The organism is Ruegeria sp. HKCCD8929, assembly GCF_013031405.1.
In the GTDB taxonomy this organism is placed as follows: domain Bacteria; phylum Pseudomonadota; class Alphaproteobacteria; order Rhodobacterales; family Rhodobacteraceae; genus Ruegeria.
This window is the reverse complement of record NZ_WPZY01000005.1, coordinates 266,771-292,349: the sequence shown is the minus strand read 5'-3', so window position 1 is coordinate 292,349 and position 25,579 is coordinate 266,771. Positions and strand designations below refer to the sequence as shown.

Sequence of the window (25,579 nt, the reverse complement as noted above, 5' to 3'; positions counted from 1 at the left end):
GTGGCGCGGGCTCAAGGTTGACTTGCCCCGCCAACCCCGGGCAATGAGACGCATATGCAGGCAGTTCTACAATTCCCCGACCTTTCGCCGGAACTCTTCTCGATCTCGATCTTCGGGATGGAGTTCGCCCTGCGCTGGTATGCGCTGGCCTATATCGCGGGCATCCTGATCGCCTGGCGGCTGGCCGTCATGGCCGTCAGACGGCCCGGCCTTTGGCCCGATAACAGCCCGCCGATGACCCCGCAGCAGGTTGAGGATTTGCTGACCTGGATCATCATCGGCGTCATTCTGGGCGGGCGGCTGGGATTCGTACTGTTCTACCAGCCCGGCTATTACCTTCAGAACCCGACAGAGATCGTGAAGGTCTGGCAGGGCGGCATGGCCTTTCACGGCGGGCTGCTGGGCGTGGTGCTAGCCTGCTGGGGCTATTCCAGGCGCCACGGTCTCTCACTGCAGGCGATGGCCGATCTGGTGGCCCACACGGTTCCGCCGGGGCTGCTGCTGGGGCGGCTGGCCAATTTCGTCAATGCCGAACTGTGGGGGCGCCCCTCCGAACTGCCATGGGCGGTGATCTTCCCCGGCCAGGCCGCGCAGAACTGCCCCGGCGTGGCCGATCTCTGCGCCCGCCATCCGTCGCAACTCTATGAGGCTGCGCTTGAGGGGTTGATTCTCGGCGCGTTGCTGCTGTGGCTGGTCTACCGCCGTGGTGCGCTCAAGCGCCCCGGTCTGGTACTGGGCGTGTTTCTGGCGGGCTATGGCCTGTCGCGCTTTGTCGTCGAGTTCTTCCGGCAGCCAGACGCACAATTCGTCACACCCGGCAATCCGCTGGGGCTGGTCTGGCATGTTAGCGGGTACGGCTTGACCATGGGCCAGCTGCTCTCGCTGCCGATGATCGCACTTGGGCTGTGGTTCTTTCTGCGTTCCCGGCGGGCAACATGAGCCTGCGCGCACTTCTGATCGAGCGCATCCGGCAGGACGGCCCGCTGAGCCTTGCCGACTACATGGCCGAATGCCTGCTGCACCCGGTGCACGGCTACTACACCACCCGTGACCCGCTGGGCGCGGCGGGCGATTTCACCACCGCGCCGGAAATCAGCCAGATGTTCGGAGAACTCATCGGCCTCGCGCTAGCGCAAGCGTGGATGGATGAGGGCCGCCCCACGCCCTTCACGCTGGCCGAGCTTGGCCCCGGGCGCGGCACGCTGATGGCCGATCTGCTGCGCGCCACCCGCGCGGTGGCCGGGTTTCACGACGCGGCCCGGATCGCGCTGGTCGAGGCGTCACCCGCGCTGCGCAGGATACAGGCGGAGACGCTCTCCGGTCACACCCCCTCATGGCTTGACCGCGTCGAGGACCTGCCGGACCGGCCTCTCCTCCTTGTGGCCAACGAGTTCTTCGACGCCCTGCCGATCCGGCAGTTCATCCGCGACGGCGATCTCTGGCGTGAGCGGTTGGTCGGGCTTGAAAACGGAAAGCTGGCCTTCGGCCTGGGTGCCGCAACCCCGCAAGCGGCGCTGGAACACCGACTCCCCGACACGCGCGACGGCGATCTGGTCGAACTATGCGCCCCGGCGCAGACAGTCACCACAGAGCTGGCCCGGCGCATGGCAGCCCATGGCGGCGCCGGGTTGATCATCGATTACGGCGACTGGCGCTCGCTGGGGGACACGTTTCAGGCGCTGCATCGGCATGAGATGGCCGACCCGCTGGCCTCGCCAGGTGAGGCCGATCTAACCGCCCATGTGGATTTCGAGGCACTGGCCCTGACCGCAAAAAACGCCGGATGCGCCCATACGAAATTGACCCCGCAGGGCATCTTTCTGGAACGGCTGGGCATCACCGCACGGGCGCAGGCGCTGGTCCGGGGGCGTACCGACAAAGAGGCCAAGAGCATCATTCATGCACATCGCCGGTTGACGCATCCCGAGGAAATGGGAAACCTGTTCAAGGTGCTGGGGCTCTTTCCGGCACCTGCCCCACCGCCGCCCGGATTGGAACCATGACGCTGGAGATCCTGACCTCGGACCTGCTGTCCCCTGTGCGCCACGGCTTTTTCAGCCGCCGGGGCGGTGCGTCCTCGGGCATCTTCGCCGGGTTGAACTGCGGTCAGGGCTCGTCGGACCAAAGCGGCGCCGTAGCGGTCAACCGCGCGCGCGTGGCCGACGCGATGGAGGTGAGCCCGACCGAACTGGTGGGCGTGCACCAGTATCACTCGGCCGATGTGCTGACCGTGACCGGCCCACGAGAGGACAAGCCCAAGGCCGACGCGCTGGTGACCGCCACGCCGGGGCTGGCGCTAACGATCCTGACCGCCGACTGCCAACCAGTGTTGTTTGCCGACCGCAACGCCCGGGTGATCGGCGCCGCCCATGCCGGATGGCGCGGCGCGCTGGACGGCGTGCTGGAGGCCACCCTTGACGCCATGGAGGCGCTTGGTGCCCGCCGCGCGGATACGGTGGCGGTGATCGGCCCCACGATCTCGCAGGGCGCTTACGAGGTGGGGCCCGAGTTTCTGGACGATTTCATGCTTGAGGATTCGGGCAACACCCGGTTCTTCGCCAACGGCAACGGCGACCGGATGCTGTTCGACCTGCCCGGCTACGGGCTGCACCGCCTTCGCCGCGCCGGAATCGGACAAGCAGAGTGGACGCGCCACTGCACCTATTCGGATGCCGAGCGATTCTATTCCTACCGGCGGACCACGCATGCGGGCGAAGCTGATTATGGCCGCCTGATCTCGGTCATCCGCCTCTGAGATAACGGCGCTCTCGGTCATAATGGTTAACATAACAGCCATGTTTGCCACACGCGCCGGACACCCAATGCGCGCAAGCACAGCCGACACCCCAATGAAACATAGTATTCTCTAAGGGTTGTGGTCCGTAGACGATAGTTAACAAAATGTGACGGTCACGGGCATATTTGTCCTCATTTTTTCCTGAATCGGCCCAATCCTCGCCGCAAACTTTGATCATATTCACACTAACGATTAATCGGCCTCGCACCCCGTTGGTTCAGGAGACGACGAATGCAACTCAAATCCCGCTTCCTCAAATCGGTGATTGCGACTGCAAAGAGTCACCAGACCAAGCTGCCTTGGGGGCGCGGAAAAGGCCGACCGGCCAAGGTGATACGCCGGGTGGCCGAACGAGGCTGAATTTAAGTGATACGGGGCCGAGTTTCGCCCCGACAAGTTCCGCGCCGGGGTGGCCTCGGACCGGCCGGATGACACGGACGCTCAAAACGATCTGAGCGACCGTCCGAGGCAGAGGGGTACCGGACGCTTGTCGTCCGCTTGGTAATGGTTCTGATGGGGGGGTCACTGTTTTGACCGCTGAAATGCGATCAAGGCGTCGCTGTTCCGGTGAACTTTCGGGTTGTCAGGGACGAAGGCGTTACTTTGAACCATCAGTTTGGTTTCGCATGCCCGCGCTGGTCTGAGGGGGCCGCGTGGGCATGCTCTGATTTGAAAGGGACAGAATAGATGACTATTCCCCGATCACCAACGCAGGCGCCGCATACCGCGGTCGAAACAAACTCGTTCCTCAATGACGTCGCGAACACACCCTGCGCGCGGCGCGCCCAACTGCGCCGGTACGAGGTCAACGCGCTGACATCATGCGGCGAGATGGTGCAAAGCCGCCACATCGCGCCGGCCCTTCCGATGTTCGAGGACGCGTTCTGCGCCTTCACGCGCGGCTCGCTGGTGGAAACCGATCAGGGGCCGATGGCGATCGAGGATCTGCTGCCCGGCGACAAGATCATCACCGGAGACGGCTCGACCCAGGTTCTGCTGTGGAAAGGGTCGACCGTGATGGTTCCCGGTCGCCCGAATGCCCGCGGACGTACCCATACCCTGACCCGAATCATGGCGGACACGTTCGGAATGCAGCGGCCAAGGTCAGGGGTCATTGCCGGGCACTCGGCCCGGCTGTTGGCCACCCCGGCGCATCTGCGGCACCTGTCGCTGGACAAACCGATCCTGACGCCGGTTCACGCATTCCTCGACGGAACGAGCGTGGTCGAAACGCTGCCGCCGACGCCCGTTGAGCTGTTCCACCTGTGCCTGCGGCGCCACGCATTGATCAACGTGGACGGATTGCAGTTCGAGACCTATCACCCGGGCATCGGCGCGACCCGAACCGTCGGCCAGCCGCTGCGCGATCTGTACCTGAGCCTGTTTACCCATATCGATTCGCTGACCGATTTCGGCCCGCAGATCCTGCCGCGCGCCGGCGATGGCGAAATCAACGCCATCACGGCCTAAGGCGCGGCGCGATGAACCTGATTGTAGGCTGGGCAGTTTCCCTGACAGTGGCGGCGGTTCTGCCACCCCTCGATGCAGCCCCGAAAGGCGGGGCACTCAGGCGCTTCGGCTCAGGCGTTCTTCGAGTACATCGAAAGGTACGCCGGGCTCGTCCTTGGCGCCGCGGATGACGAGCGAGGTTTTAACGCTGGCCACGTTCGGGGTGGTCAGCAACTCTCCGGTCAGAAACTGCTGAAAGCTGCTGAGGTCGGGGGCCACGCATTTCAGGATGAAATCCACCTCGCCGTTCAGCATGTGGCATTCCCGCACAAGCGGCCAGTTGCGGCAGCGCTCTTCAAACGCGCGCAGCTCGACCTCGGCCTGACTGTCGAGCCCGACCATGGCAAAGACCTGCACCTCGAAGCCCAGTTCCCGTGAATTCACCTCGGCATGGTAGCCGCGGATCAGCCCCGATTCTTCCAGTGTGCGCACCCGCCGCAGACAGGGCGGCGCCGAAATTCCCACGCGTTTGGCCAGTTCGACATTGGTCATCCGGCCATCTGCCTGCAATTCGGCCAGGATCTTGCGGTCAATTTCGTCCAGTCGTGTGGCGACCATGAATTGCTCCCATTTTTCCGGTTCTTATAGCAGCCCCCCGGTGAGGCGCAATAATGTTTCGCACCCGAGCAATATTGTTCATTCCGGATGCTCCTTTACCGAACAACCCGCCTCAAACTGAGACACGCACAGATGTGATCTTGGGGGGTTTAAGCCCGGGGCTGCCGTCGTTATATCCATGCCCCGAAGGCGGCAAACCCGCCGATGCAGAAGATGTGCCAGAAAAATTGGGGGTACCATGGCCGAGACACGTCACACCCGGGTTCTGATCATCGGGTCGGGCCCCGCGGGTTATACCGCAGGCGTCTATGCCAGCCGCGCCATGCTTGAGCCGGTGCTGGTGCAGGGGATCGAGCCGGGCGGTCAACTGACCACCACCACCGATGTCGAGAACTATCCGGGCTTTACCGAGGTGCAGGGCCCCGATCTGATGATCAAGATGCAGGAACACGCCAGCGCCATGGGCTGTGACGTGGTGGGCGACATCATCACCGATCTGGACGTGTCGAAACGGCCCTTCACCGCGCGCGGCGACAACGGCACTACCTACACCGCTGACGCGGTGATCCTTGCGACCGGCGCGCGGGCGAAGTGGCTGGGTCTCCCGTCGGAGGAGAAATTCAAGGGCTTCGGCGTCTCGGCCTGCGCCACCTGCGACGGGTTCTTCTATCGCGGGCAAGAGATCGTGGTGATCGGCGGCGGCAACACCGCCGTGGAAGAGGCGCTGTTTCTGACCAACTTCGCCAGCAAGGTCACTCTGGTCCACCGCCGCGACGAGTTGCGGGCCGAGAAGATCCTGCAGGATCGCCTGTTCAAGAACGAAAAGATCGAGCCGCTCTGGTTCCATGAGCTGGACGAGGTGATCGGCACCGACGCGCCGCTGGGCGTCGAGGGTGTGCGGGTCAAGCATGTCAAGACTGGTGAGATCACCGAAATCCCCTGCAAGGGTGTCTTTGTCGCCATCGGCCATGCGCCGGCGAACGAGTTGGTCAAGGACTCGCTCGACACTCATATGGGCGGCTATGTGGTGACCAAGCCGGGCACGACCGAGACCTCGGTGCCGGGCGTATTTGCCGCCGGCGACCTGACCGATCACGTCTACCGTCAGGCGGTCACCAGCGCGGGCATGGGCTGCATGGCGGCGCTGGATGCCGAACGGTTCCTAGCGGAACAGGAATAGGCGTGCTGACATTCTCCGGCATCGTCTGGAGAATTCTGTATCAGGCGCGGGCGGATCGGCCTTTATCCCCTGCCCGTGCCCCCGAAGGCCGCTTTCACCATTCCGGCCAGACCGCACTCTATGCCTCACTGACACCCGAGGGTGCAGGCGTTGCGATCCGGCGCTATGTGGGTGCGGACGATCCGCCGCGCGTTATCCTTCCCTTGCAAGTGACCAATGCCAGGCTGGCCGATCTACGGGGCCGCCCTGAGGTGTCGGTCATCTGGCAGGATCTGCACGCCGCAGGAGCGCCCTCGCCCACCTGGGCCTATTCCGATCAGGCACGGCGGGAGGGCGCGCAGGGCTTGCTCTATTCGTCACGCTCGCGCCCGGAGCTCAGCCATCTGGTGCTGTTTGACTGTGCCGCCGATCTGATCCGCCCAGCAGGCGCGGCTGCACCCTGGCCCCCGGGGTCATGAAACCCCGTCTTGACCTGCCCTGCACGGCCCCGCACACTCAGATCCAGCGAACAGAAAACCGGAGGAGTCTTTGGCCAGCGCACTCTGGCGGGGAAGCTGGACAACACGTCTGAGGATCGCAACCGGGCTGATCCTGTTCACCTATGCCTTTTCCCACTTTTTCAACATCGGTCTGGGCCTGCTCGACTTTGAGTGGATGAACGCGATGCAGGACGGGCGGCAGGTCATCACCCGCAGCCTGGCGGGCAGCGTGCTGCTCTATGCAGCGCTGCTGATCCATGCCGGGTTGGCGCTGACCTCGCTGGCAAAACGGCGCACCCTGCGTCTGAAATTCAGCGAGGCGCTGCAGGTGACGCTGGGCCTGCTGATCCCGCTGCAACTGATCGCTCATGTCGTCCAGACCCGCTACGCGCATGAAATCTACGACGTCAATGACGAGATGGGCTATCTCATCGTCCTGATGTGGCCGTACCCGGTGCTCTGGTGGCAGAGCCTGCTGCTGCTGATTGTCTGGATACATGGCTGCATCGGCCTGCACTTCTGGCTCCGCCTGACGCGATGGTGGCGCGCCAGCATTCCCTATCTTATCGGTGTGGCCGTGCTGATCCCTGGATTTGCCTTTGCCGGGCTGCTGACCGAAGGGCGACGGATGTGGGACGCCTTTGCCGATGACGGGTTGCGCGAAGACTATGTGGCTTATTTCAACTGGCCCAGCGGCGACGCATTTCAGCACCTGATTTCCGTCACCAGCTACGGCCGAATGGTGTTCTGGGGGGCACTGGCGTTGACGGCTGCGGTCTATCTGGGCCGCAAGATCATGCGGCGGCGCCATGCGGTGCGCATCAGCTATATCTACGGCCCCGATATCACCGCCGAGAAGGGCATGACCCTCTTGGAGATGTCGCAGGCCAACGGGATCGCACATGCCGCGCTCTGCGGCGGCAAGGGGCGCTGTACCACCTGCCGGGTGGTGGTCGAGGAAGGCGGCGAGTTGCTGCACCCGCCCAGCGAGACCGAGGCGCGCAGCCTCGCCGCCGTAAACGCCCCGCCCAACACGCGGCTGGCCTGCCAGATCCGCCCCACCCATCCCGCCACCGTGTTCCGCGTCTTCCGCCCCGAGGGCGGGCGCAACCGCGCCCATGCCAGCCAGGGCCAAGAGCGACAGTTGGCCATCCTGTTTCTGGACATGCGCGGCTTTACCGCCCGCACTACCGGGCAGCTACCCTACGACGTGGTCTTTCTGCTGAACCGCTTCTTTGATGAGATCGTGCCCGCTATCACCAGTTCGGGGGGGACGGTAGACAAATATCTGGGCGACGGATTGCTGGCGGTGTTCGAGACCCGTGATGCCGCAAGCTCAGCCCGCGCCGGGCTGCACGCCGCACGTGAGGTCGGGCGCGCGCTGGAACGGTTCAACGAACGGCTCGCCACCGAACACGCACCCGAGATTCGCATCGGCATGGGCTTGCATCTGGGCAATCTGGTTCTGGGTGAGATCGGCGCGGCCGGCCACGCGCCACGCACCATCATCGGCGACACGGTCAACGCCGCCAGTCGGCTGGAAGGCCAGACCAAGGAACTGGGTGTCGAGCTGCTGGTCTCGACCCAGGTTCTGGAGGCGATGGAGACCGAAACCGCCGATCTGCCCCTACGCGAATTCCAGCTGCGCGGGGTTTCCGAACCGGTGTTCGCCCTGCCGGTCGCTCAGGCCTCGGAGCTGGAAATGCAGATCGACCTGTCGGAACAATAATTCCGCAAGCCCGGCCTGATCGCCCCGGATCGCGAATGATCGGTTTATCCGTTGCGGAAAAGCCCGAACTTCCTCCCATTCTGCGCAAAATCCGCCCAAAACGTCCTTAGTTGACACAACCCGGCTGGACTTCCCCTTGCCGACATGGCTAAAGCCCCACAAAACACCCCGGACACTACGGATTTTCAAGCAAAGCAACACGAGTATTCGAATGACGATGTTGAGCAATCTTGCCCCGATTCCCGAACTCTACGTTTCCTACGATTCCGCCCAGAAGCTTAAGGTCGAAGCCGCCGATCTGATCAGCCACGATCTGACCCCGCGCCAGATTTGCGACCTGGAACTGCTGATGAATGGCGGCTTCAGCCCGCTCAAGGGGTTCCTGTCCGAAGAGGACTACCACGGCGTGGTCGAAGACATGCGGCTGGCCGACGGTACCCTCTGGCCGATGCCCATCACTCTGGATGTCAGCGAGGAGTTCGCCGAGAAAATCGAACTGGGTCAGGACATTGCCCTGCGCGATCAGGAGGGCGTGATCCTCGCCACCATGACCGTGACCGACCGCTGGACGCCGGACAAGGCCAACGAGGCGGAAAAGGTCTTTGGCGCCGACGACACAGCGCACCCGGCGGTGAACTATCTGCACAACGTGGCCGGCGAGATCTATCTGGGCGGTCCCATCGTCGGCATTCAGCCGCCCGTGCATTATGACTTCAAGGCCCGCCGCGACACCCCGAACGAGTTGCGCGCCTATTTCCGCAAGGTGGGCTGGCGCCGCATCGTCGCCTTCCAGACCCGCAACCCGTTGCACCGGGCGCATCAGGAACTGACCTTCCGCGCCGCCAAGGAAGCGCAGGCCAACCTGCTGATCCACCCGGTCGTCGGCTTGACCAAACCGGGCGATGTCGATCACTTCACCCGCGTGCGCTGCTACGAGGCAGTGCTGGACAAGTACCCGGCCTCGACCACCTCGATGTCGCTGCTGAATCTCGCCATGCGCATGGCAGGCCCGCGCGAGGCGGTCTGGCACGGCCTGATCCGCAAGAATCACGGCTGTACCCATTTCATCGTCGGCCGCGACCATGCAGGCCCCGGCAAGAACACGGCAGGTGAAGATTTCTACGGCCCCTACGACGCACAGGACCTGTTTCGCAAATACCAGGACGAGATCGGCATCGAGATGGTCGATTTCAAACACATGGTCTATGTGCAAGAGCGCGCCCAGTACGAGCCCAATGACGAGATCAAGGACAAGGATAATGTCACCATCCTGAATATCTCGGGCACCGAACTGCGCCGCCGTCTGCGCGAGGGGCTGGAGATCCCCGAATGGTTCTCGTTCCCCGAAGTGGTGCAGGAGCTGCGCAACCGCTTCCCGCCACGCTCGCAGCAGGGCTTCACCGTGTTCTTCACCGGCTTCTCGGGTTCCGGCAAATCCACCATCGCCAACGCGCTGATGGTCAAGCTGATGGAAACCGGCGACCGCCCGGTGACGCTGCTGGACGGCGATATCGTGCGTAAGAACCTGTCGTCCGAACTTGGCTTCTCGAAAGAACACCGCGACCTGAACATCCGCCGCATCGGCTATGTGGCGTCCGAGATTACCAAGAACGGCGGCATCGCCATCTGCGCGCCCATCGCGCCCTATGCCACGACCCGCCGCGCGGTGCGCGAAGAGATCGAGACCTTCGGCGCCTTCTGCGAGGTCCATGTGGCAACCAGCATCGAGGAATGCGAGCGCCGCGACCGCAAGGGGCTCTACAAGCTGGCGCGTGAGGGAAAGATCAAGGAATTCACCGGTATTTCAGACCCTTACGATGTGCCGGTGAATCCCGAACTGCGCGTCGAGACCGAGAATGTTGACGTCGACAACTGCGCCCATCAGGTGCTGCTCAAACTCGAAAGCATGGGTCTGATCGCCGGGCACTGATCCCCGGGCACCATGCAGAAACAAAAGGCAGCCTTCGGTTTTCGAGGGCTGCTTTTTTGTGAGGTAAAGATACGGCGTTCCTACATGATGACCCAGTCATCTGGATGCGCCACCTCCCCGATGGCCAGCCATGACACACGAATGCGGGCGACAAGCGTATCGGACCAGGTGCGAAACACGGCATCGAACCCGTCGCAGGTGATCTCTTCGGCCCGCACCTCGGCCCGCAGGGCCGAGCTTGTGTCCACGTCCCACAGCGCCACACCGATCTGGACAACCGGCGGGGTCCGGAAGGCCGAGCTGAACCCGATCCGGCAGCGCCGCTCGCGCGGGCCCTTGCCGGTCCACATCTCGCCGCCATCCGCGAAGTCCGAGAACAGAACCTCTTCGCCCTGATCAATTCCGATGGGGTGGGATTGGAATAGCCTCATACCATCATCGCTTGTTCTTTAATTTCCGCACCTTACTGTGACGGGATTGAAAAGGCAGCACAAAAAAAAAACGGCCTCGCCTGGGGCGAGGCCGGTTCACTAATTCGGGCGCAAGGAACCGCTCAGAGGCTCATATGGGTGCCCAGGGCTTCCATATCGGCCAGCAGCTTGGCGGCATCATCCACCAGATTGGTTTCCTGCTGTTCCTTGGCGGCCTCATGCGAGGCGCGCGCCTCGGCGATCAGCTCGTCCAGCTGTGCGCGGGTCACTTCGGTCACCGGGATGGCCTTTTCGGCCAGCACCGACAGCCCGTCCCCGTTGATCTGGGCAAACCCGCCGGTCACCAGATATTCGCTGGAACCTTCGGGGGCCTCGACCTTGAGGATACCCGGGCGCAGCGTGGTGATGGTGGGGGCATGATCGGGCATTGCCGTCATGTCCCCGTCCGCGCCGGGAATCTGGACCGCGCTGGCCTGCAGCGAAGCAAGGCTCCGCTCCGGGCTGACGAGGTCGAATTGCATCGTGTTTGCCATCAGGGTTACTCCTTAGGCAGCTTCTGCGGCCATCTTCTCGGCTTTTGCGATCACTTCGTTGATGCCGCCAACCATCAGGAAGGCCGCCTCGGGCAGGTGGTCGTATTCACCGGCCACAACCGCCTTGAACGACGAGATGGTTTCATCCAGCGGCACCTGCACTCCGGGCGAGCCGGTGAAGACTTCGGCCACGTCGAACGGCTGGCTGAGGAAACGCTCGATCTTGCGGGCGCGGGCCACGGTCAGCTTGTCCTCTTCCGACAGTTCGTCCATGCCGAGGATGGCGATGATGTCCTGCAGCGATTTGTAGCGCTGGAGGATCTGCTGAACGTCGGTCGCAACCTTGTAGTGCTCATCACCGACGATGGCCGGGTCGAGCAGACGCGAAGTCGAGTCGAGCGGGTCCACGGCAGGGTAGATACCCTTTTCCGAGATCGCACGGTTAAGAACGGTGGTCGCGTCAAGGTGCGCAAACGAGGTTGCCGGCGCAGGGTCGGTCAGGTCGTCCGCAGGAACATAAATGGCCTGCACCGAGGTGATCGAGCCAGCCTTGGTCGAGGTGATGCGTTCCTGCAGGGCGCCCATGTCGGTGGCCAGCGTCGGCTGGTAGCCCACCGCCGAAGGGATACGACCCAGCAGAGCCGACACCTCGGAACCCGCCTGCGTGAAGCGGAAGATGTTGTCGACGAAGAACAGAACGTCGGTCCCGGACTGGTCGCGGAACTGCTCGGCCAGGGTCAGGCCGGTCAGAGCAACTCGGGCACGCGCGCCCGGAGGCTCGTTCATCTGACCGTAGACCAGCGCCACCTGGCTTTCCGACAGGTTGTCCGGCTTGATCACGTTCGATTCGATCATCTCATGGTAGAGGTCGTTGCCCTCACGGGTCCGTTCCCCAACACCCGCGAATACGGAAAAGCCCGAGTGCACTTTGGCGATGTTGTTGATCAGTTCCATGATCAGAACGGTCTTGCCCACGCCGGCACCGCCGAACAGGCCGATCTTGCCGCCTTTGGCGTAAGGCGCCAGCAGGTCAACAACCTTGATGCCGGTGACCAGAATCTCCGACTCGGTCGACTGTTCGTCAAACTCGGGCGCGGGCTGGTGGATGGCACGGGATTCGGTCGCTTCAACGTCGCCCTTTTCGTCGATCGGCTCGCCGACCACGTTCAGGATGCGGCCCAGGGTGGCATTGCCCACCGGCACCGAGATCGGTGCGCCGGTGTCGGTCACGGCCTCGCCGCGGACCAGACCTTCGGTCGCGTCCATCGCGATGGTGCGGACGGTGTTTTCGCCCAGGTGCTGCGCAACTTCCAGCACCAGACGCTTGCCGTTGTTGGTGGTTTCCAGCGCGTTCAGAATTTCAGGCAGCGCATCATCGAACTGCACGTCGACGACGGCCCCGATGATCTGAGTGACTTTGCCTTTTGCATTCGCCATGTTTCGTCTCCGGTTTTCTTACAGCGCTTCGGCGCCGGAAATAATTTCAATCAGCTCGTTGGTGATCACGGCCTGGCGCGAACGGTTGAACTGGATGGTCAGCTTGTCGATCATCTCGCCCGCGTTGCGGGTCGCGTTGTCCATCGCGCTCATCCGGGCACCCTGTTCGGATGCGCCATTCTCCAGCAGGGCCGAGAAGATCTGGGTCGCCACACCGCGGGGCAGTAGGTCGGCCAGAATCCGTTCCTCGCCGGGCTCGTAGTCATAGACCGCGCCCCCGGTTTCCACCTCGACATCCTCGAACGAGGCCGGGATGACCTGCTGGGCCGTCGGGATCTGGGTCACCACGTTGACGAACTTCGCGTAGAAGATCGTGGCAACGTCGAACTCGGCCCCGTCGAACCGGGTCAGCACGTCCTTGGCGATATCCTGCGCGTTGGCATAGCCGATGCGCTTGACCTCGCTCAGGTCGACATGACCCACGAACAGATCGCTGTATTCCCGCTTGAGCGCGTCGCGGCCCTTTTTGCCGACGGTCAGGATCTTGACCGTCTTGCCCTTGGCCCGCAGCTCGTCCGCGCGGGCACGGGCCAGCTTGGCGATGTTCGAGTTGAAGCCGCCGCAGAGACCGCGTTCGGCTGTCATCACGACCAGCAGATGGACATCATCGCTGCCGGTGCCCCGAAGCAGCTTGGGGGCGCTGTCGCTGTCCCCGACCGAGGCCGCCAGCCCCGCCATCACGGCATTGAACCGCTCGGCGTAGGGGCGCGAGGCTTCGGCAGATTCCTGGGCGCGGCGCAGTTTCGCGGCCGCGACCATCTGCATGGCCTTGGTGATCTTGCGGGTCGATTTGACCGACTCGATTCTGTTTTTAAGGTCCTTCAGACTAGGCATCAGAACCTCCTATCAAGCGAAGGTCGCGGCGTATTCGTCGATCGCTGCCTTGAGCTTGTCGGATGCCTCACCCTTGATCTTGGGATCTTCGTCGGTGATCCACTGAAGCAGGTCGGCGTGCTTGCCGCGCAGATGCGCCAGCAGACCGGCCTCGTAGCGGCCCACTTCCGATACGTCGATCTTGTCGAGGTAGCCGTTGGTGCCCGCGAAGATCACGCAGACAATCTCCGCGTTGGTCAGCGGCGAATACTGCGGCTGTTTCATCAACTCGGTCAGACGCGCACCACGGTTCAGCAGCTGCTGGGTTGCGGCGTCGAGGTCGGACCCGAACTGCGCAAAGGCCGCCATTTCGCGGTACTGAGCCAGTTCCAGTTTCACCGGACCGGCAACCGACTTCATCGAGTCAGTCTGAGCCGACGAACCCACGCGGCTCACCGACAGACCGGTGTTAACGGCGGGGCGGATGCCCTGATAGAACAGCTCGGTTTCCAGGAAGATCTGGCCGTCGGTGATCGAGATCACGTTGGTCGGAATAAAGGCCGACACGTCACCACCCTGGGTTTCGATAACCGGCAGAGCGGTCAGCGACCCGGCACCAAAGTCTTCGTTCAGCTTCGCCGAACGCTCCAGCAGGCGCGAGTGGAGGTAGAAAACGTCACCCGGATAGGCTTCACGCCCCGGCGGACGGCGCAGCAGCAGCGACATCTGACGATAGGACACGGCCTGTTTCGACAGGTCATCATAGATGATCAGCGCGTGGCGGCCGTTGTCACGGAAGTATTCGGCCATCGCGGTCGCGGAGTAAGGCGCCAGGAACTGCATCGGCGCCGGGTCGGACGCGGTTGCGGCCACGACGATCGAGTAATCGATGGCACCGCTTTCTTCCAGCTTCTTCACCAGCTGGGCCACGGTCGAACGCTTCTGACCGATGGCGACATAGACGCAGTAGAGTTTCTTCGACTCGTCGTCGCCGGCTGCGTCGTTCACCGATTTCTGGTTCAGGATGGTGTCCAGCGCCACGGCGGTCTTGCCGGTCTGACGGTCACCAATGATCAGTTCCCGCTGGCCACGGCCAATCGGGATCATCGCGTCAACCGATTTCAGGCCGGTCGCCATTGGCTCGTGCACCGACTTACGCGGGATGATGCCGGGCGCCTTGACGTCGGCCACGCCGCGCTTGGTGGCGTTGATCGGGCCCTTGCCGTCAATCGGGTTGCCCAGACCGTCCACAACGCGGCCCAGCAGCTCGTCCCCGATCGGCACGTCCACGATGGCGTTGGTGCGCTTGACGGTGTCGCCTTCCTTGATGTCCCGGTCCGAGCCGAAGATCACGACGCCGACGTTGTCGCTTTCCAGGTTCAGCGCCATGCCCATGATGCCACCGGGAAACTCGACCATCTCACCGGCCTGCACGTTGTCGAGGCCATACACACGGGCAATCCCGTCGCCGACGCTCAGCACGCGGCCGATCTCGGCCACTTCGGCTTCCTGACCAAAATTCTTGATCTGGTCCTTCAGGATTGCAGAAATCTCTGCAGCTTGGATACCCATTTATCCGACCTCTTTCATTGCATTCTGGAGGGAGTTGAGCTTGGAGCGGATCGAGCTGTCGATCATCTTCGAGCCCACTTTAACGACAAGACCGCCGATGAGGCTTTCATCAACGGTCGCATTGATAGTCACGGTTTTGCCCACGCGCTCGCTGAGCGTCTTGGACAATTTGTCCATCTGGGTCTTGGTCAGCGCCTTGGCCGAGGCGACATCGGCGGTCACTTCGCCGCGCTCGTCCGCCAGCATGCCGCGCAGGACGGTCACCAGTTGCGGCACCACGAACAGGCGGCGTTTCTGCGCCATCAGGCCCAGCGAGTTGCGCAGCACGCCGCTCAGGCCCATCTTGTCTGCAACTGCGGTGATTGCGGCTTCTTGTTCCGAGCGGGACACCAGCGGAGACGCGATCAGGTCGCGCAGATCGTCGCTGTCGCTCAGGGCGGTTGCCAGATCATTGATGCCGGATTCCAGACCCGCAAGGTCATTGTTGTCTTTTGCGATCTCGAAGATCGCCGTGGCATAGCGCTCGGCGATGCCTGCGGAAATCGAAGCTGGTTCGGACACGTCCACCCTTCCGATACTTTTGGCCCCGTAACTGCCCGGAACGGCACCCCGGGGGCGTGAAGAAACCCCGCCAGGACAGGCAGGGCATCAAAATCACCGGGGATGTAGCAGAGCGTATCCAACCTCGCAATATAGTATAGCGGTAACGCAGTTATCCCCAAATCGCGTGTTTTCAATAGGTTAGGGAAACTGCGACCCTTTGCACCCGAACGGGCGGTTGAAAAATGTTACGGAATTGCAGGTTTTTGCGATTCCTGTGGCATAAATCCTTCATAAAAGGGCCAACTGGCACGGCTGATAAGTCCAGATCAGCCGCTTCAAACGTGCCTAAGCGGGCTTGAGCATCCCGTCCAGCGCCTTGAGCGGACGGCGCGCCGTGTCCTTGATCGCATTGCCCCGTGGCGGATGCACTCGCTTTGAGACTTCAACCATGAAAACACCACCCGCGAGGATCGTGGGCAGCCGCGTGCCCGTGCGCTCGATCAGCGCGCCGGATTTCAGCCAGAACCGCCGGAAAGACGGCGGCTGATACAGCGCCGAACAATGGTTCTCCGGCAGAAATTGATGGGTGCGCAACTGGGTTTCCAACTGCCCCAGCGTGTAAGGACGGCCAAAACCAAACGGCGTCTTGTCCGAGCGTGACCACAGCCCCGCCCGGTTCGGCACTACGAAGATCGCCTTGCCCCCCGGCCCCAGCACCCGCCAGCATTCCTCCAGCAACTGGCTGGGCCGTTCCGAGGTTTCCAGCCCGTGCATCACCACCAGCTTGTCGATATGGCCGGTTTCAATCGGCCATATCGTCTCTTCGGTCAGGACCGAGACATTCGCCATTCCGGCGGGCCAAGGCATCACGCCCTGCGGGCCCGGCATCAGACCGATCACCCGGCGCGCATCGGCCAGATAGGGCCGCAGCAGCGGCACGGCAAAGCCGAATCCCGCCACGGTCTGCCCCTTGGCCTCGGGCCAGATCTTGAGCAACCGGCCCCGGACCGCAGCCTGCGCCGCGCGCCCCAGCGTGCTGCGGTAGTAGAAATTCCTCAGATCCTGCACATCGAGATGCATTGCGGACACCTGCGCGATCGGCTTAGCTGGGCGCAGTCTAGCAACGAAAGGGCAAAAGGCCATGCCTCTTGAGATCGTCACCATCCCCTGCCTCAGCGACAATTATGCCTTTCTGGCCCACGATGGGGAAAGCGGCGAAACCGCGCTGGTCGACGCGCCCGAGGCCGAGCCCATTCTGGCCGAACTGACCGCACGCGGCTGGCGGCTGAGCCATGTGTTGCTGACCCACCATCATTACGACCATGTGGACGGTCTGGCCGGGATTCTGGCGCAGCATCCCGCGCAGGTCGTAGGTGCCTCCGCCGATGCCCACCGGCTGCCGCCGCTGGATGCGCAGGTGGCCGAGGGCGACACGCTGACGATCGGCGGCGAGCCGGTGCATGTTCTCGACGTCTCGGGCCACACCGTCGGCCATATCGCCTTCCACATGCCGCAAAGCCACGCGGTCTTTACCGCCGACAGCCTTATGGCGCTGGGATGCGGGCGGCTGTTCGAGGGCTCGGCACCGCAGATGTGGGCCTCGCTCAGCAAGCTGGCGGCACTGCCCGAGGAAACAATCGTCTATTCCGGCCACGAATATACACAATCCAACGGACAGTTTGCCCAGACCATAGAGCCGGAAAACCCCGCCCTGCAGCAGCGCATCGCCGACATCGCCCGCGCCCGCGCCGCCGGAGAACCCACGGTGCCCTCGCCGTTGGCATTGGAAAAGGCCACCAACTCCTTTCTGCGCGCGGAAGATTCCGGCATTCAGGCCAATCTCGGCATGACAGGCGCCGACCCTGCCGCGGTCTTTGCCGAAATCAGGGCGCGAAAGGACCGGTTCTGACTAATTTTCACGCTCCTCACAGACACGGTCACGGGAAATGTGACTGTCAAGTGAAAGAAAACCCTTGAAGCCGGGCCATGATCAACCAAACTCTAATACTATGAGGACATGGTTGGGACGGGGGTCGCCGACCGATACTCGGCCCCCAATCCGACCCAAGATTAGAGGAGCACCCGCGTGCCTTCATTCTCGAGCACATTAGAACAAGCCATTCACGCGGCCCTTGCGGCGGCGAATGAACGGCGGCACGAATTCGCGACGCTTGAGCATCTGTTGCTGGCGCTGCTGGAGGAACCGGACGCCGTGCGCGTCATGAAGGCCTGCAGCGTCGATCTGGACGAGTTGCGCAGTACTTTGGTTGAGTTCATCGACGAGGACCTGTCGAACCTGGTGACGGATATCGACGGCTCCGAGGCGGTACCGACGGCGGCCTTCCAGCGGGTGATCCAGCGCGCCGCGATCCACGTGCAAAGCTCGGGCCGGACCGAGGTGACAGGCGCCAATGTGCTGGTGGCGATCTTTGCCGAACGCGAAAGCAACGCGGCCTATTTCCTGCAGGAACAGGACATGACCCGTTATGACGCGGTGAACTTCATCGCCCATGGCGTGGCCAAGGACCCGGCATACGGTGAAAACCGCGCGGTGAAAGGCGCCGACGAGGTCGAGGATGAGGCGCAGAGCTCCACCAGCGAGGTGGAGCAGAAGGAAAGCGCGCTTGCCAAATACTGCGTCGATCTGAACGCCAAGGCCCGCAGCGGTGATGTCGACCCGCTGATCGGGCGCGAGGATGAGGTCGAGCGCTGCATTCAGGTGCTCTGCCGCCGCCGCAAGAACAACCCGCTTCTGGTGGGTGATCCCGGTGTTGGCAAGACCGCCATCGCCGAAGGTCTGGCGCGCAAGATCGTATCGGGTGAAACACCCGAGGTTCTGTCTCAGACCACGATCTACTCGCTCGACATGGGCGCGCTGCTGGCGGGCACCCGCTATCGCGGCGATTTCGAGGAACGGCTCAAAGCCGTGGTAACCGAGCTGGAAGAGCATCCCGATGCGGTCTTGTTTATCGACGAGATTCACACCGTGATCGGCGCCGGCGCCACCTCGGGCGGCGCGATGGATGCGTCGAACCTGCTCAAACCCGCCCTGCAGGGCGGCAAGCTGCGCACCATGGGCTCGACCACCTACAAGGAGTTCCGCCAGCATTTCGAGAAAGACCGCGCCCTGTCCCGCCGGTTCCAGAAGATCGACGTGAACGAACCCACGGTCGAAGACAGCGTCAAGATCCTGCGCGGCCTGAAACCGTATTTCGAAGAGCATCACGACATCAAATACACCGCTGATGCGATCAAATCCGCGGTGGAACTGTCGGCGCGCTATATCAACGACCGCAAACTGCCCGACAAGGCCATCGACGTGATCGATGAGGCCGGCGCGGCGCAGCACCTGGTCGCGGAAAGCAAACGCCGCAAGACCATCGGCGTGAAAGAGATCGAGGCGGTGGTCGCCAAGATCGCCCGCATCCCGCCCAAGAACGTCACCAAGGACGATGCCGAGCTACTGAAAGATCTCGAAGCCTCGCTGAAACGGGTGGTGTTCGGCCAGGACGTGGCCATCGAAGCACTGTCGAGCGCCATCAAACTGGCCCGTGCAGGTCTGCGCGAACCCGAAAAACCCATCGGCAACTACCTATTCGCGGGTCCCACCGGCGTCGGCAAGACCGAGGTGGCCAAGCAACTGGCCGATACGCTGGGTGTGGAACTGCTGCGCTTCGACATGTCGGAATACATGGAGAAACACGCGGTTTCCCGTCTGATCGGCGCGCCTCCGGGCTATGTCGGCTTTGACCAAGGCGGCCTGCTGACAGACGGCGTCGACCAGCATCCGCATTGCGTGCTGCTGCTGGATGAGATCGAGAAAGCGCATCCGGACGTGTTCAACATCCTGCTGCAGGTTATGGACCACGGTGAGCTGACCGATCACAACGGGCGCACCGTGAACTTCCGCAACGTGGTCCTGATCATGACTTCGAACGCCGGCGCGCAGGAGCAGGCCCGGGCCGCCATCGGCTTTGCCCGCGACCGGCGCGAGGGCGAGGATACCGCCGCCATCGAGCGAATGTTCACGCCGGAATTCCGCAACCGTCTGGACGCCGTGATCTCCTTCGCGCCGCTGTCGAAAGAGGTCATCCTGCAGGTGGTCGAGAAATTCGTCCTCCAGCTCGAGGCGCAGCTGCTTGACCGTGGCGTGTCGATCGAACTGACCACTGCCGCCGCCGAATGGCTGGCCGACAAGGGCTATGACGACAAGATGGGCGCCCGCCCGCTGGGCCGGGTGATCCAGGAGCACATCAAGAAGCCGCTGGCCGAAGAGCTGCTGTTCGGCAAACTGGCCAAGGGTGGTGTGGTCCGCGTCTCGATCAAGAAGGGTGAGCTCAACCTGCAGATCCTCGGTCCCGATCAGCCTCGGATTTCTGGCGACCGGCCCCCGCTTCTGACCGCAGATTAAGTGCGTGGAGGGCTGAGTGCCCTCCTGACGCTCGCCGCCACCATGGCGGCGAGCCAACCCGTTCTGGACCTGCCCGTCGATTGCGTTCCGGGCAAAAGCTGCACCATCCAGAACTTCGTCGATCATGTCCCTGGCCCGGACGCCGGGGATTTCCGCTGTGGCCCGCTCAGCTATGACGGCCACAAGGGCACCGATTTCGCGCTGCCGACCCTGCGAGAGATGCACGAAGGCGTCCGGATTCTGGCCTCAGCGGCAGGTGTGGTGCGGGGGATCCGCGACGGGATGGAGGATCGCAGGTTCGAGCCCGCCGATCAGGACACAATTGCCGGCCGCGACTGTGGCAACGGCGTTGTCATCGCCCACGAGGATGGCTGGGAAACCCAGTATTGCCACATGAAGCGCGGCTCGCTCCGGGTCAAAACCGGTGACACGGTGCTGGCGGGCACCGTGCTGGGCGAGATCGGTCTCAGCGGCAGAACTCAGTTCCCGCATCTGCATCTTTCGGTCCGCCATCAGAATCGCGTCGTCGATCCGTTTGCCCCGTCGGGCACCGCAACGTGCGGTGAGACCGGGGAAACCCTCTGGAAGGCACCACCCGCATATGTTCCGGGCGCCCTGCTCTCGGTCGGCTTCTCGGATCACGTGCCGGATTACGAGGACATTCAGGCCGGAACCGCCGCGCGCGGGGCAATGCCGCCGGATGCCGCCGGGCTGGTCCTGTTCGGCTACGCATTTGGCGGTCAGACCGGCGATATCCTGCGCCTGACAATTGACGGGCCCGAGGGGACCTTTCTGTCCGAGGAATTCGCACTGGACAAAACCCAGGCCCGGTTCTTTCGCGCCGCCGGACGGCGGTTGACCGCGACGCACTGGCCAGCGGGCCGGTATCTCGGCGAGGTCGCGATGCTGCGCGATGGCACGGAGATCAGCCGCAAGACCGTCGAAATCAACATCGAATAGCGGGCTACTTTTCGGTCAGCTTCAATTCGATCCGCCGGTTCTGCGCCCGCGCCTCGGGCGTATCCGCATCGTTTACCGGCTGGAACTCTCCGAACCCGTTGGCGGCCAGACGGTTAGGCGGAATACCGAGGAAGTCCACCATGTAGCGCACCACCGACAGGGCGCGTCCCTGGCTCAGCTCCCAATTGTCGCGATAGCGGCCTGTGCCGAACAAAGGCACGTTGTCGGTATGCCCATCCACCCTGATTATCCAGTTAAGCTCGGGAGGGATGTCCTGCGCCACGCTGCCCAGAATGCGGGCAACCTTGGCGACCTCACGCTCGCCCTCGGATGACAACACCGCCGAGCCCGGATCAAACAGCACCTCGGACGAGAACACGAACCGGTCACCTTCGATCCGGACCCCCTCCTGCTGACCCAGCACGTCTCGCAGACGGCCAAAGAACTCGGACCGGTAGCGTTCCAGATCCTCGGCCTGCGCCGTCAGTTCCTCGGTTTCCTGCGCAAGCGCCTGCGCCTCGGCCTCCAGCCGCTTGCGCTCGGCCTCTTCCAGAATGCGCCGCCTGCGCTCTTCCGAGGCCGCGCGGGCGAGTGCGGCGTTCAGATCCTGCCCCAGCGTCTGCAGCTGCACCTCGGCGGCCGCATTGCGATCCTTGTAGTCGTCCAGCAATGCCTGCAGGCTGCCCAACTGGCCGCGCAGCGCCGCGACCTGCTGGTTGAGCAGCGCCGTCTGGCGCTGTGCCTCGACCGAGATCTCCTTTTCCGCCGCCAGCGTCTCACGCGCCAGCGCCAGCAGTTCGGCCCGCTCCTCGGCCAGCGACCGCTGCGCCTCGGCACCGCTCTCCGCCTCGGCCTGCGCACTCAGCGCTGCATCCAGACGGGCCTGCAATTCCTCCTGGGTCAGCGCGTCGCCGAACTCGCGTTCCAGCGCCGCCCTCGCGGCCTGGGCGGCGGCAAGCAGGGTCAGCGTGTCCTCGGCCTCCTGCCGCTGCGCCTCGAGCGCCAATGTCATCGCGGTCAGCTCGGCATCGGCATTCTGCAACCGCTCGCGCAGCGCCTTCGCCGCGGCGGCTTCGGCCAGCTTCGCGGCCTCTTCCTCGGTCAACTGCTGTTCCAGCGCCTCGATCCGGGCCGTGCTGGCCGCGCCGGTGCGCTCAAGATCGGCCACCAGCGCCTCGAGCGCCTCGCGGCGGGCGGCGGCCAGACGGGCAGCCTCGGTCTGGGCGTCGATCTCTTCGCGGCTGCGGGCCAGCGCAAGGTTCAGCGCCGCCTGCTCCGACAGAAGCTGTTCGCGCGCCGCCTGCAACTCCTCGCGCTCGGCCTCCAACTCACGAATATCGCCCAGCGCCCGGTCCCGGTCCGCCAACAGCGCCGCAACCTGCGCCTCGAACCCGGTGATCCGGGTCTGCGCCTCATCCAGCGCGGCGGCCTGCCGGTCACGCTCCGAGGTCAGCGAGGTGATCAGCGCCTGTGCCTGCGCCAGATCGTCCTCTGCCTGGTTCAGGGTGGTGCTCAGCGCCCCCAACCGGGCCTGCAGCCGGCTGTTCTCGCGCTCTTCCAGCCCCAGCGCATCCGCCAGCGCCGACACCTCGGCCGAGAGCGCACTCAGCTCGTCCTCCTGCCCCGAGATCGTCTCGCGCAACACGTACTGGACCACCATGAAGATGGTGAGCACGAAGGTCAGCACCATCAACAGCCCCGTCATCGCATCCACGAAACCGGGCCAGACCGAGCCCTGAAATCGCTGACCGGTGCGGCGGGACAAGGCCATGGCTCAGTCTCCGTCCCGCGTGGACTTGGCCCGGGCCGCCCCACGCACACGCGGCTGCGACAGCGCCTTGACCAGCAGCTCGATATCCTTGCGCAGCTCGACCATGCTCTCCTGACGGCCCGCCGAAATCTCTTCGAGAATGCGCAACAGCTGCACATCCATCGAGCGCAGGCGCATCCGGCTTTCGGCATCCATGCCCTCGCCGGGTCCCTGATTGCGCATATGTTCCAGAAGCGCATCCTGACTGACCGCCACCCGGTCGAGCGCACCGATCACGCCCTCGGTATCGGTCTGCCGCTGGTTCATTTCGCCAATGACATCAACCAGGTTGCCAAGACGCGTAGAGACCTCGGCCTGACCCTGCTCATTGGCGGCAAACAGGTTCTGCAGCGCGTCCATCTGTTCCGACATCGCATCCAGAACAGGGGCCAGCACCGCCACCTCGGCGCCGCCCTCATCGCCCGAGGCAAAGCCGACGCGGGTGATGGTCGACAGCCACTCCTCAAGCTCGCGGTAAAACCGGTTCTGGCCATGCCCGGCAAACAGTTCCAGCAGCCCCACGATCAGCGACCCGGCAAGGCCCAGAAGCGACGAGCCGAAGGCCACGCCCATGCCCTGCAACTGCGATTCCAGCCCGGTCATCAGTCGGTTGAACACCGCCAGACCTTCCTCACCCTCCTGCGGGTTGAGGCTGCGGATGGTGTCGACGATGGCCGGAACCGTGGTGGCCAGACCAAAGAACGTCCCCAGCAAACCCAGATAGATCAGCACGTTGGTGATATAACGGGTGATCTCGCGTTCTTCCTCGATCCGCTCGGCCACTGAATCCAGAATGGACCGGGTCGAGGTCGAGCTGATCTGCATCCGCGCCCCGCGCGAGCGCAGCAGCGAGGCCAGCGGCGCCAGAAGTTGCGGCGGGCGGGTTTCCTCACGCTCGACCCCGCCGACAAAAGCCTCGATCCAGCGCGCCGACCCGATCAGCTGCGTGACCTGATAGAAACAGGCCAGCACGCCGATGATGAAAACCAGCAGAATGAACCCGTTGAGATAGGGGTTCGCCTGAAACACCGGCATCACGTAGGGCAGCGCCACAAAGACCCCCAACCCGGATAGTCCGAGTGCGATCAGCATCATCAAGATTTGCCGGATCGGTTGCGAGAAATGCGGTCCCGCGTCCCGGTGTGCCTGCGCCATGCGCTTATTTCCTGAACTTCTCTGCTCTGAGGAGAACCTACCGAAGAAACGCAGGTTAGGCCAAGAGTTTATGCCACCAGAGCGCGCACCCGTTGGGAAAGCCATTCCAGATCCGGGTCATGCAGCCCGATTTCGGCCAGATGCTCGGTGGTGTTGTAGAGATACTCGGTGTTGGGGCCGCGCCCGCCCACCGCATGGGCGATGATCTGGGCCTGCTCCTCCAGCGGTATGCCCCCGCAATACTGTACGTGGTGCGGGTCGATCACGTAGGTGACGGCATTCACCGTCTCGCCGCTGTGCAGTTCGACATCCAGCATCCGCTCCAGATAGGCCGACGAGATCAATTCGCGCTCACGCAGATCGGCCAGCGTGCGGTCCTCGTGTCCGGCCTCGACCGCCAGCGCCAGCCCCCTGCAATGGGCATCGTCCACCTCATCCAGCGCCAGAACCAGACCGGGCTTGTCCTCGGTTCCCCGATGGTGAATCGAGCTCATGCAGAAGGACCGTGCATAGCCGTGCAGCGTCGCCAGCTCTTGCCGGGCCACCGGAAAGCCGGGGTTCCACAAAAGCGATCCATATCCGAAAACCCACATCGTCATCGCGCTGGTCCTTGCCTGTTTGCGTCTATAAACATCAATTCAGTGGCAGGAAAAAGGGGCCAAATCCCATGGGCAGGCTGGTTCGCATCCTCATCTTCATCGCGCTGGCATGGTCGGGCTACTGGTATGTGGCGGGATACGGGCTGCGTTCGGCCATCGTGGCATGGTTTTCCGCGCAAGAGGCACGGGGCTGGCAGGCCGATTACGCCGAGATCGCCACCTCGGGCTATCCCGCGCGCCACCAAACCCGCCTGACCAGCCCCGCGCTCGCCGATCCGTCCAGCGGCACCGCGTGGCAGGCCGAGTGGCTGGAGTTGGACAGTCCCGCCATCTGGCCGGGCCGCCAGACCATGCGCTTTGCCGAGACACCCCAGCGGCTGTCCTACCTCGACCAGACCGCCATCGTCAGCGCCCGGGACATGCAGGCCGAGTTGCATCTGCAACCGGGCGTCGCGCTGGCGCTGGAACGCATGGCCCTGACCTCGGGGCCCTGGTCGATCAGCCGCGAGGGCGAGGCGCTGGCCAGCGCCGGTGATCTGACCCTGCTGATGGAGCAGACGGAGACGCCCGAGACCTACCGCATCGACCTCGAAGCTGCCGCCTTTTCCCCGGGTGAGGATCTGCGGCGGCTCATGCGCTCATCCACCGCCCTGCCCCGCAACTTCCAGACGCTCAAGGCGGACATGACCGTGCGGTTCGACAAGCGCTGGGACCGCAGCGCGCTTGAGGAACGGCGCCCGCAGCCGGTGCGGGTCGATCTGGCACTGGCCGAGATGAAATGGGGGGAGCTGCGCCTGTTCGCGACCGGCAAGCTGGATGTGGACACGCAAGGTATTCCAACCGGTGAGGTCGCGCTCAAGGCCGAGAACTGGCGCGAGATGCTGGCGATGGCGCACGCGGCGGGCGCCCTGCCCGATCAGGCAATTGATCCGGCCACACGGGTGCTGAACCTGCTAGCCGGGCTGGGCGGCAATCCCAACGCGCTGGATGTTCAGCTGAACTTCCGCGATGGCTTCGTGGCCCTGGGTCCGATCCCGCTGGGCCCGGCGCCCCGCCTGATCCTGCGTTAAACT

The 25,579-nt window shown here is 63.5% G+C and carries 24 protein-coding genes; 13 read left to right on the top strand and 11 right to left on the bottom strand.

The window, feature by feature from the left end:
- Positions 1 to 54: 54 nt before the first annotated feature.
- From lgt to GOX53_RS10785, 5 genes are all read left to right on the top strand, one after another.
- Positions 55 to 939, top strand: coding sequence for a prolipoprotein diacylglyceryl transferase (gene lgt / locus GOX53_RS10800; protein ID WP_171176129.1), 885 nt, complete (start codon positions 55 to 57; stop codon positions 937 to 939).
- Positions 936 to 2,003, top strand: coding sequence for a class I SAM-dependent methyltransferase (locus GOX53_RS10795; protein WP_171176127.1), 1,068 nt, complete (start codon positions 936 to 938; stop codon positions 2,001 to 2,003). Before lgt ends, GOX53_RS10795 begins: the two co-directional genes overlap by 4 nt.
- The gene (gene pgeF / locus GOX53_RS10790) at positions 2,000 to 2,755 is read left to right on the top strand and encodes a peptidoglycan editing factor PgeF (protein ID WP_171176125.1); all 756 of its coding nucleotides are present in this window, start codon (positions 2,000 to 2,002) and stop codon (positions 2,753 to 2,755) included. Before GOX53_RS10795 ends, pgeF begins: the two co-directional genes overlap by 4 nt.
- 273 nt (positions 2,756 to 3,028) lie before the next feature.
- Positions 3,029 to 3,157, top strand: coding sequence for a hypothetical protein (locus tag GOX53_RS30115; RefSeq protein WP_256415863.1), 129 nt, complete (start codon positions 3,029 to 3,031; stop codon positions 3,155 to 3,157).
- A gap of 327 nt (positions 3,158 to 3,484) precedes the next feature.
- A complete protein-coding gene (locus tag GOX53_RS10785; RefSeq protein ID WP_171176123.1) occupies positions 3,485 to 4,267 on the top strand; it encodes a Hint domain-containing protein in 783 nt (260 codons plus the stop codon).
- Between the two features lie 96 nt (positions 4,268 to 4,363).
- On the opposite strand, the gene GOX53_RS10780 is transcribed toward GOX53_RS10785, so the two are convergent.
- Complete coding sequence (locus tag GOX53_RS10780; protein WP_171176121.1) at positions 4,364 to 4,864, bottom strand: Lrp/AsnC family transcriptional regulator; 501 nt, start codon at positions 4,862 to 4,864, stop codon at positions 4,364 to 4,366.
- A gap of 238 nt (positions 4,865 to 5,102) precedes the next feature.
- Between GOX53_RS10780 and trxB the strand changes: the two genes are divergently transcribed.
- From trxB to GOX53_RS10760, 4 genes are all read left to right on the top strand, one after another.
- Entirely contained in the window at positions 5,103 to 6,044 is a 942-nt protein-coding gene (gene trxB / locus GOX53_RS10775; RefSeq protein ID WP_171176119.1) for a thioredoxin-disulfide reductase, read from the top strand.
- Between the two features lie 2 nt (positions 6,045 to 6,046).
- The gene (locus GOX53_RS10770; protein ID WP_171176117.1) at positions 6,047 to 6,502 is read left to right on the top strand and encodes an RES family NAD+ phosphorylase; all 456 of its coding nucleotides are present in this window, start codon (positions 6,047 to 6,049) and stop codon (positions 6,500 to 6,502) included.
- Positions 6,503 to 6,572: 70 nt separating this feature from the next.
- Entirely contained in the window at positions 6,573 to 8,252 is a 1,680-nt protein-coding gene (locus GOX53_RS10765) for an adenylate/guanylate cyclase domain-containing protein (RefSeq protein ID WP_171176116.1), read from the top strand.
- Positions 8,253 to 8,463: 211 nt separating this feature from the next.
- Complete coding sequence (locus GOX53_RS10760) at positions 8,464 to 10,182, top strand: bifunctional sulfate adenylyltransferase/adenylylsulfate kinase (RefSeq protein WP_171176114.1); 1,719 nt, start codon at positions 8,464 to 8,466, stop codon at positions 10,180 to 10,182.
- A gap of 80 nt (positions 10,183 to 10,262) precedes the next feature.
- Here GOX53_RS10760 and GOX53_RS10755 read toward each other — a convergent pair whose 3' ends face one another.
- From GOX53_RS10755 to GOX53_RS10725, 7 genes are all read right to left on the bottom strand, one after another.
- Complete coding sequence (locus GOX53_RS10755; RefSeq protein WP_171176112.1) at positions 10,263 to 10,613, bottom strand: H-type lectin domain-containing protein; 351 nt, start codon at positions 10,611 to 10,613, stop codon at positions 10,263 to 10,265.
- A gap of 122 nt (positions 10,614 to 10,735) precedes the next feature.
- Positions 10,736 to 11,146 (bottom strand): F0F1 ATP synthase subunit epsilon, encoded by a 411-nt coding sequence (locus GOX53_RS10750; protein WP_171176110.1) that lies wholly within the window; start codon positions 11,144 to 11,146, stop codon positions 10,736 to 10,738.
- Positions 11,147 to 11,158: 12 nt separating this feature from the next.
- Positions 11,159 to 12,583, bottom strand: coding sequence for a F0F1 ATP synthase subunit beta (gene atpD, locus GOX53_RS10745; protein ID WP_171176107.1), 1,425 nt, complete (start codon positions 12,581 to 12,583; stop codon positions 11,159 to 11,161).
- A gap of 18 nt (positions 12,584 to 12,601) precedes the next feature.
- A complete protein-coding gene (locus tag GOX53_RS10740; protein WP_171176106.1) occupies positions 12,602 to 13,477 on the bottom strand; it encodes a F0F1 ATP synthase subunit gamma in 876 nt (291 codons plus the stop codon).
- A 12-nt stretch (positions 13,478 to 13,489) separates the two neighbouring features.
- Entirely contained in the window at positions 13,490 to 15,028 is a 1,539-nt protein-coding gene (atpA, locus tag GOX53_RS10735) for a F0F1 ATP synthase subunit alpha (protein ID WP_171176105.1), read from the bottom strand.
- Positions 15,029 to 15,589: a F0F1 ATP synthase subunit delta gene (locus tag GOX53_RS10730; RefSeq protein ID WP_171176104.1), complete on the bottom strand. Its 561-nt coding sequence runs from the start codon at positions 15,587 to 15,589 to the stop codon at positions 15,029 to 15,031.
- Between the two features lie 327 nt (positions 15,590 to 15,916).
- Entirely contained in the window at positions 15,917 to 16,651 is a 735-nt protein-coding gene (locus GOX53_RS10725; RefSeq protein ID WP_171176103.1) for a class I SAM-dependent methyltransferase, read from the bottom strand.
- Between the two features lie 61 nt (positions 16,652 to 16,712).
- Between GOX53_RS10725 and gloB the strand changes: the two genes are divergently transcribed.
- The 3 genes from gloB to GOX53_RS10710 all read left to right on the top strand — a co-directional run bounded on the left by gloB (position 16,713) and on the right by GOX53_RS10710 (position 20,942).
- The gene (gene gloB / locus GOX53_RS10720) at positions 16,713 to 17,480 is read left to right on the top strand and encodes a hydroxyacylglutathione hydrolase (protein WP_171176102.1); all 768 of its coding nucleotides are present in this window, start codon (positions 16,713 to 16,715) and stop codon (positions 17,478 to 17,480) included.
- 177 nt (positions 17,481 to 17,657) lie between these two features.
- A complete protein-coding gene (gene clpA, locus GOX53_RS10715; RefSeq protein WP_171176101.1) occupies positions 17,658 to 19,982 on the top strand; it encodes an ATP-dependent Clp protease ATP-binding subunit ClpA in 2,325 nt (774 codons plus the stop codon).
- On the top strand, positions 19,983 to 20,942 hold the full coding sequence (locus GOX53_RS10710) for a M23 family metallopeptidase (RefSeq protein WP_371810277.1): 960 nt from the start codon (positions 19,983 to 19,985) through the stop codon (positions 20,940 to 20,942).
- Between the two features lie 4 nt (positions 20,943 to 20,946).
- Here GOX53_RS10710 and GOX53_RS10705 read toward each other — a convergent pair whose 3' ends face one another.
- From GOX53_RS10705 to GOX53_RS10695, 3 genes are all read right to left on the bottom strand, one after another.
- Positions 20,947 to 22,713: a peptidoglycan -binding protein gene (locus GOX53_RS10705; RefSeq protein WP_171176100.1), complete on the bottom strand. Its 1,767-nt coding sequence runs from the start codon at positions 22,711 to 22,713 to the stop codon at positions 20,947 to 20,949.
- 3 nt (positions 22,714 to 22,716) lie between these two features.
- The gene (locus tag GOX53_RS10700; protein WP_171176098.1) at positions 22,717 to 23,907 is read right to left on the bottom strand and encodes a biopolymer transporter ExbB; all 1,191 of its coding nucleotides are present in this window, start codon (positions 23,905 to 23,907) and stop codon (positions 22,717 to 22,719) included.
- A gap of 68 nt (positions 23,908 to 23,975) precedes the next feature.
- Positions 23,976 to 24,506 (bottom strand): gamma-glutamylcyclotransferase, encoded by a 531-nt coding sequence (locus tag GOX53_RS10695; RefSeq protein ID WP_171176096.1) that lies wholly within the window; start codon positions 24,504 to 24,506, stop codon positions 23,976 to 23,978.
- Positions 24,507 to 24,574: 68 nt separating this feature from the next.
- Between GOX53_RS10695 and GOX53_RS10690 the strand changes: the two genes are divergently transcribed.
- Positions 24,575 to 25,576: a DUF2125 domain-containing protein gene (locus GOX53_RS10690; RefSeq protein ID WP_171176094.1), complete on the top strand. Its 1,002-nt coding sequence runs from the start codon at positions 24,575 to 24,577 to the stop codon at positions 25,574 to 25,576.
- The last annotated feature ends 3 nt before the right edge of the window (positions 25,577 to 25,579 follow it).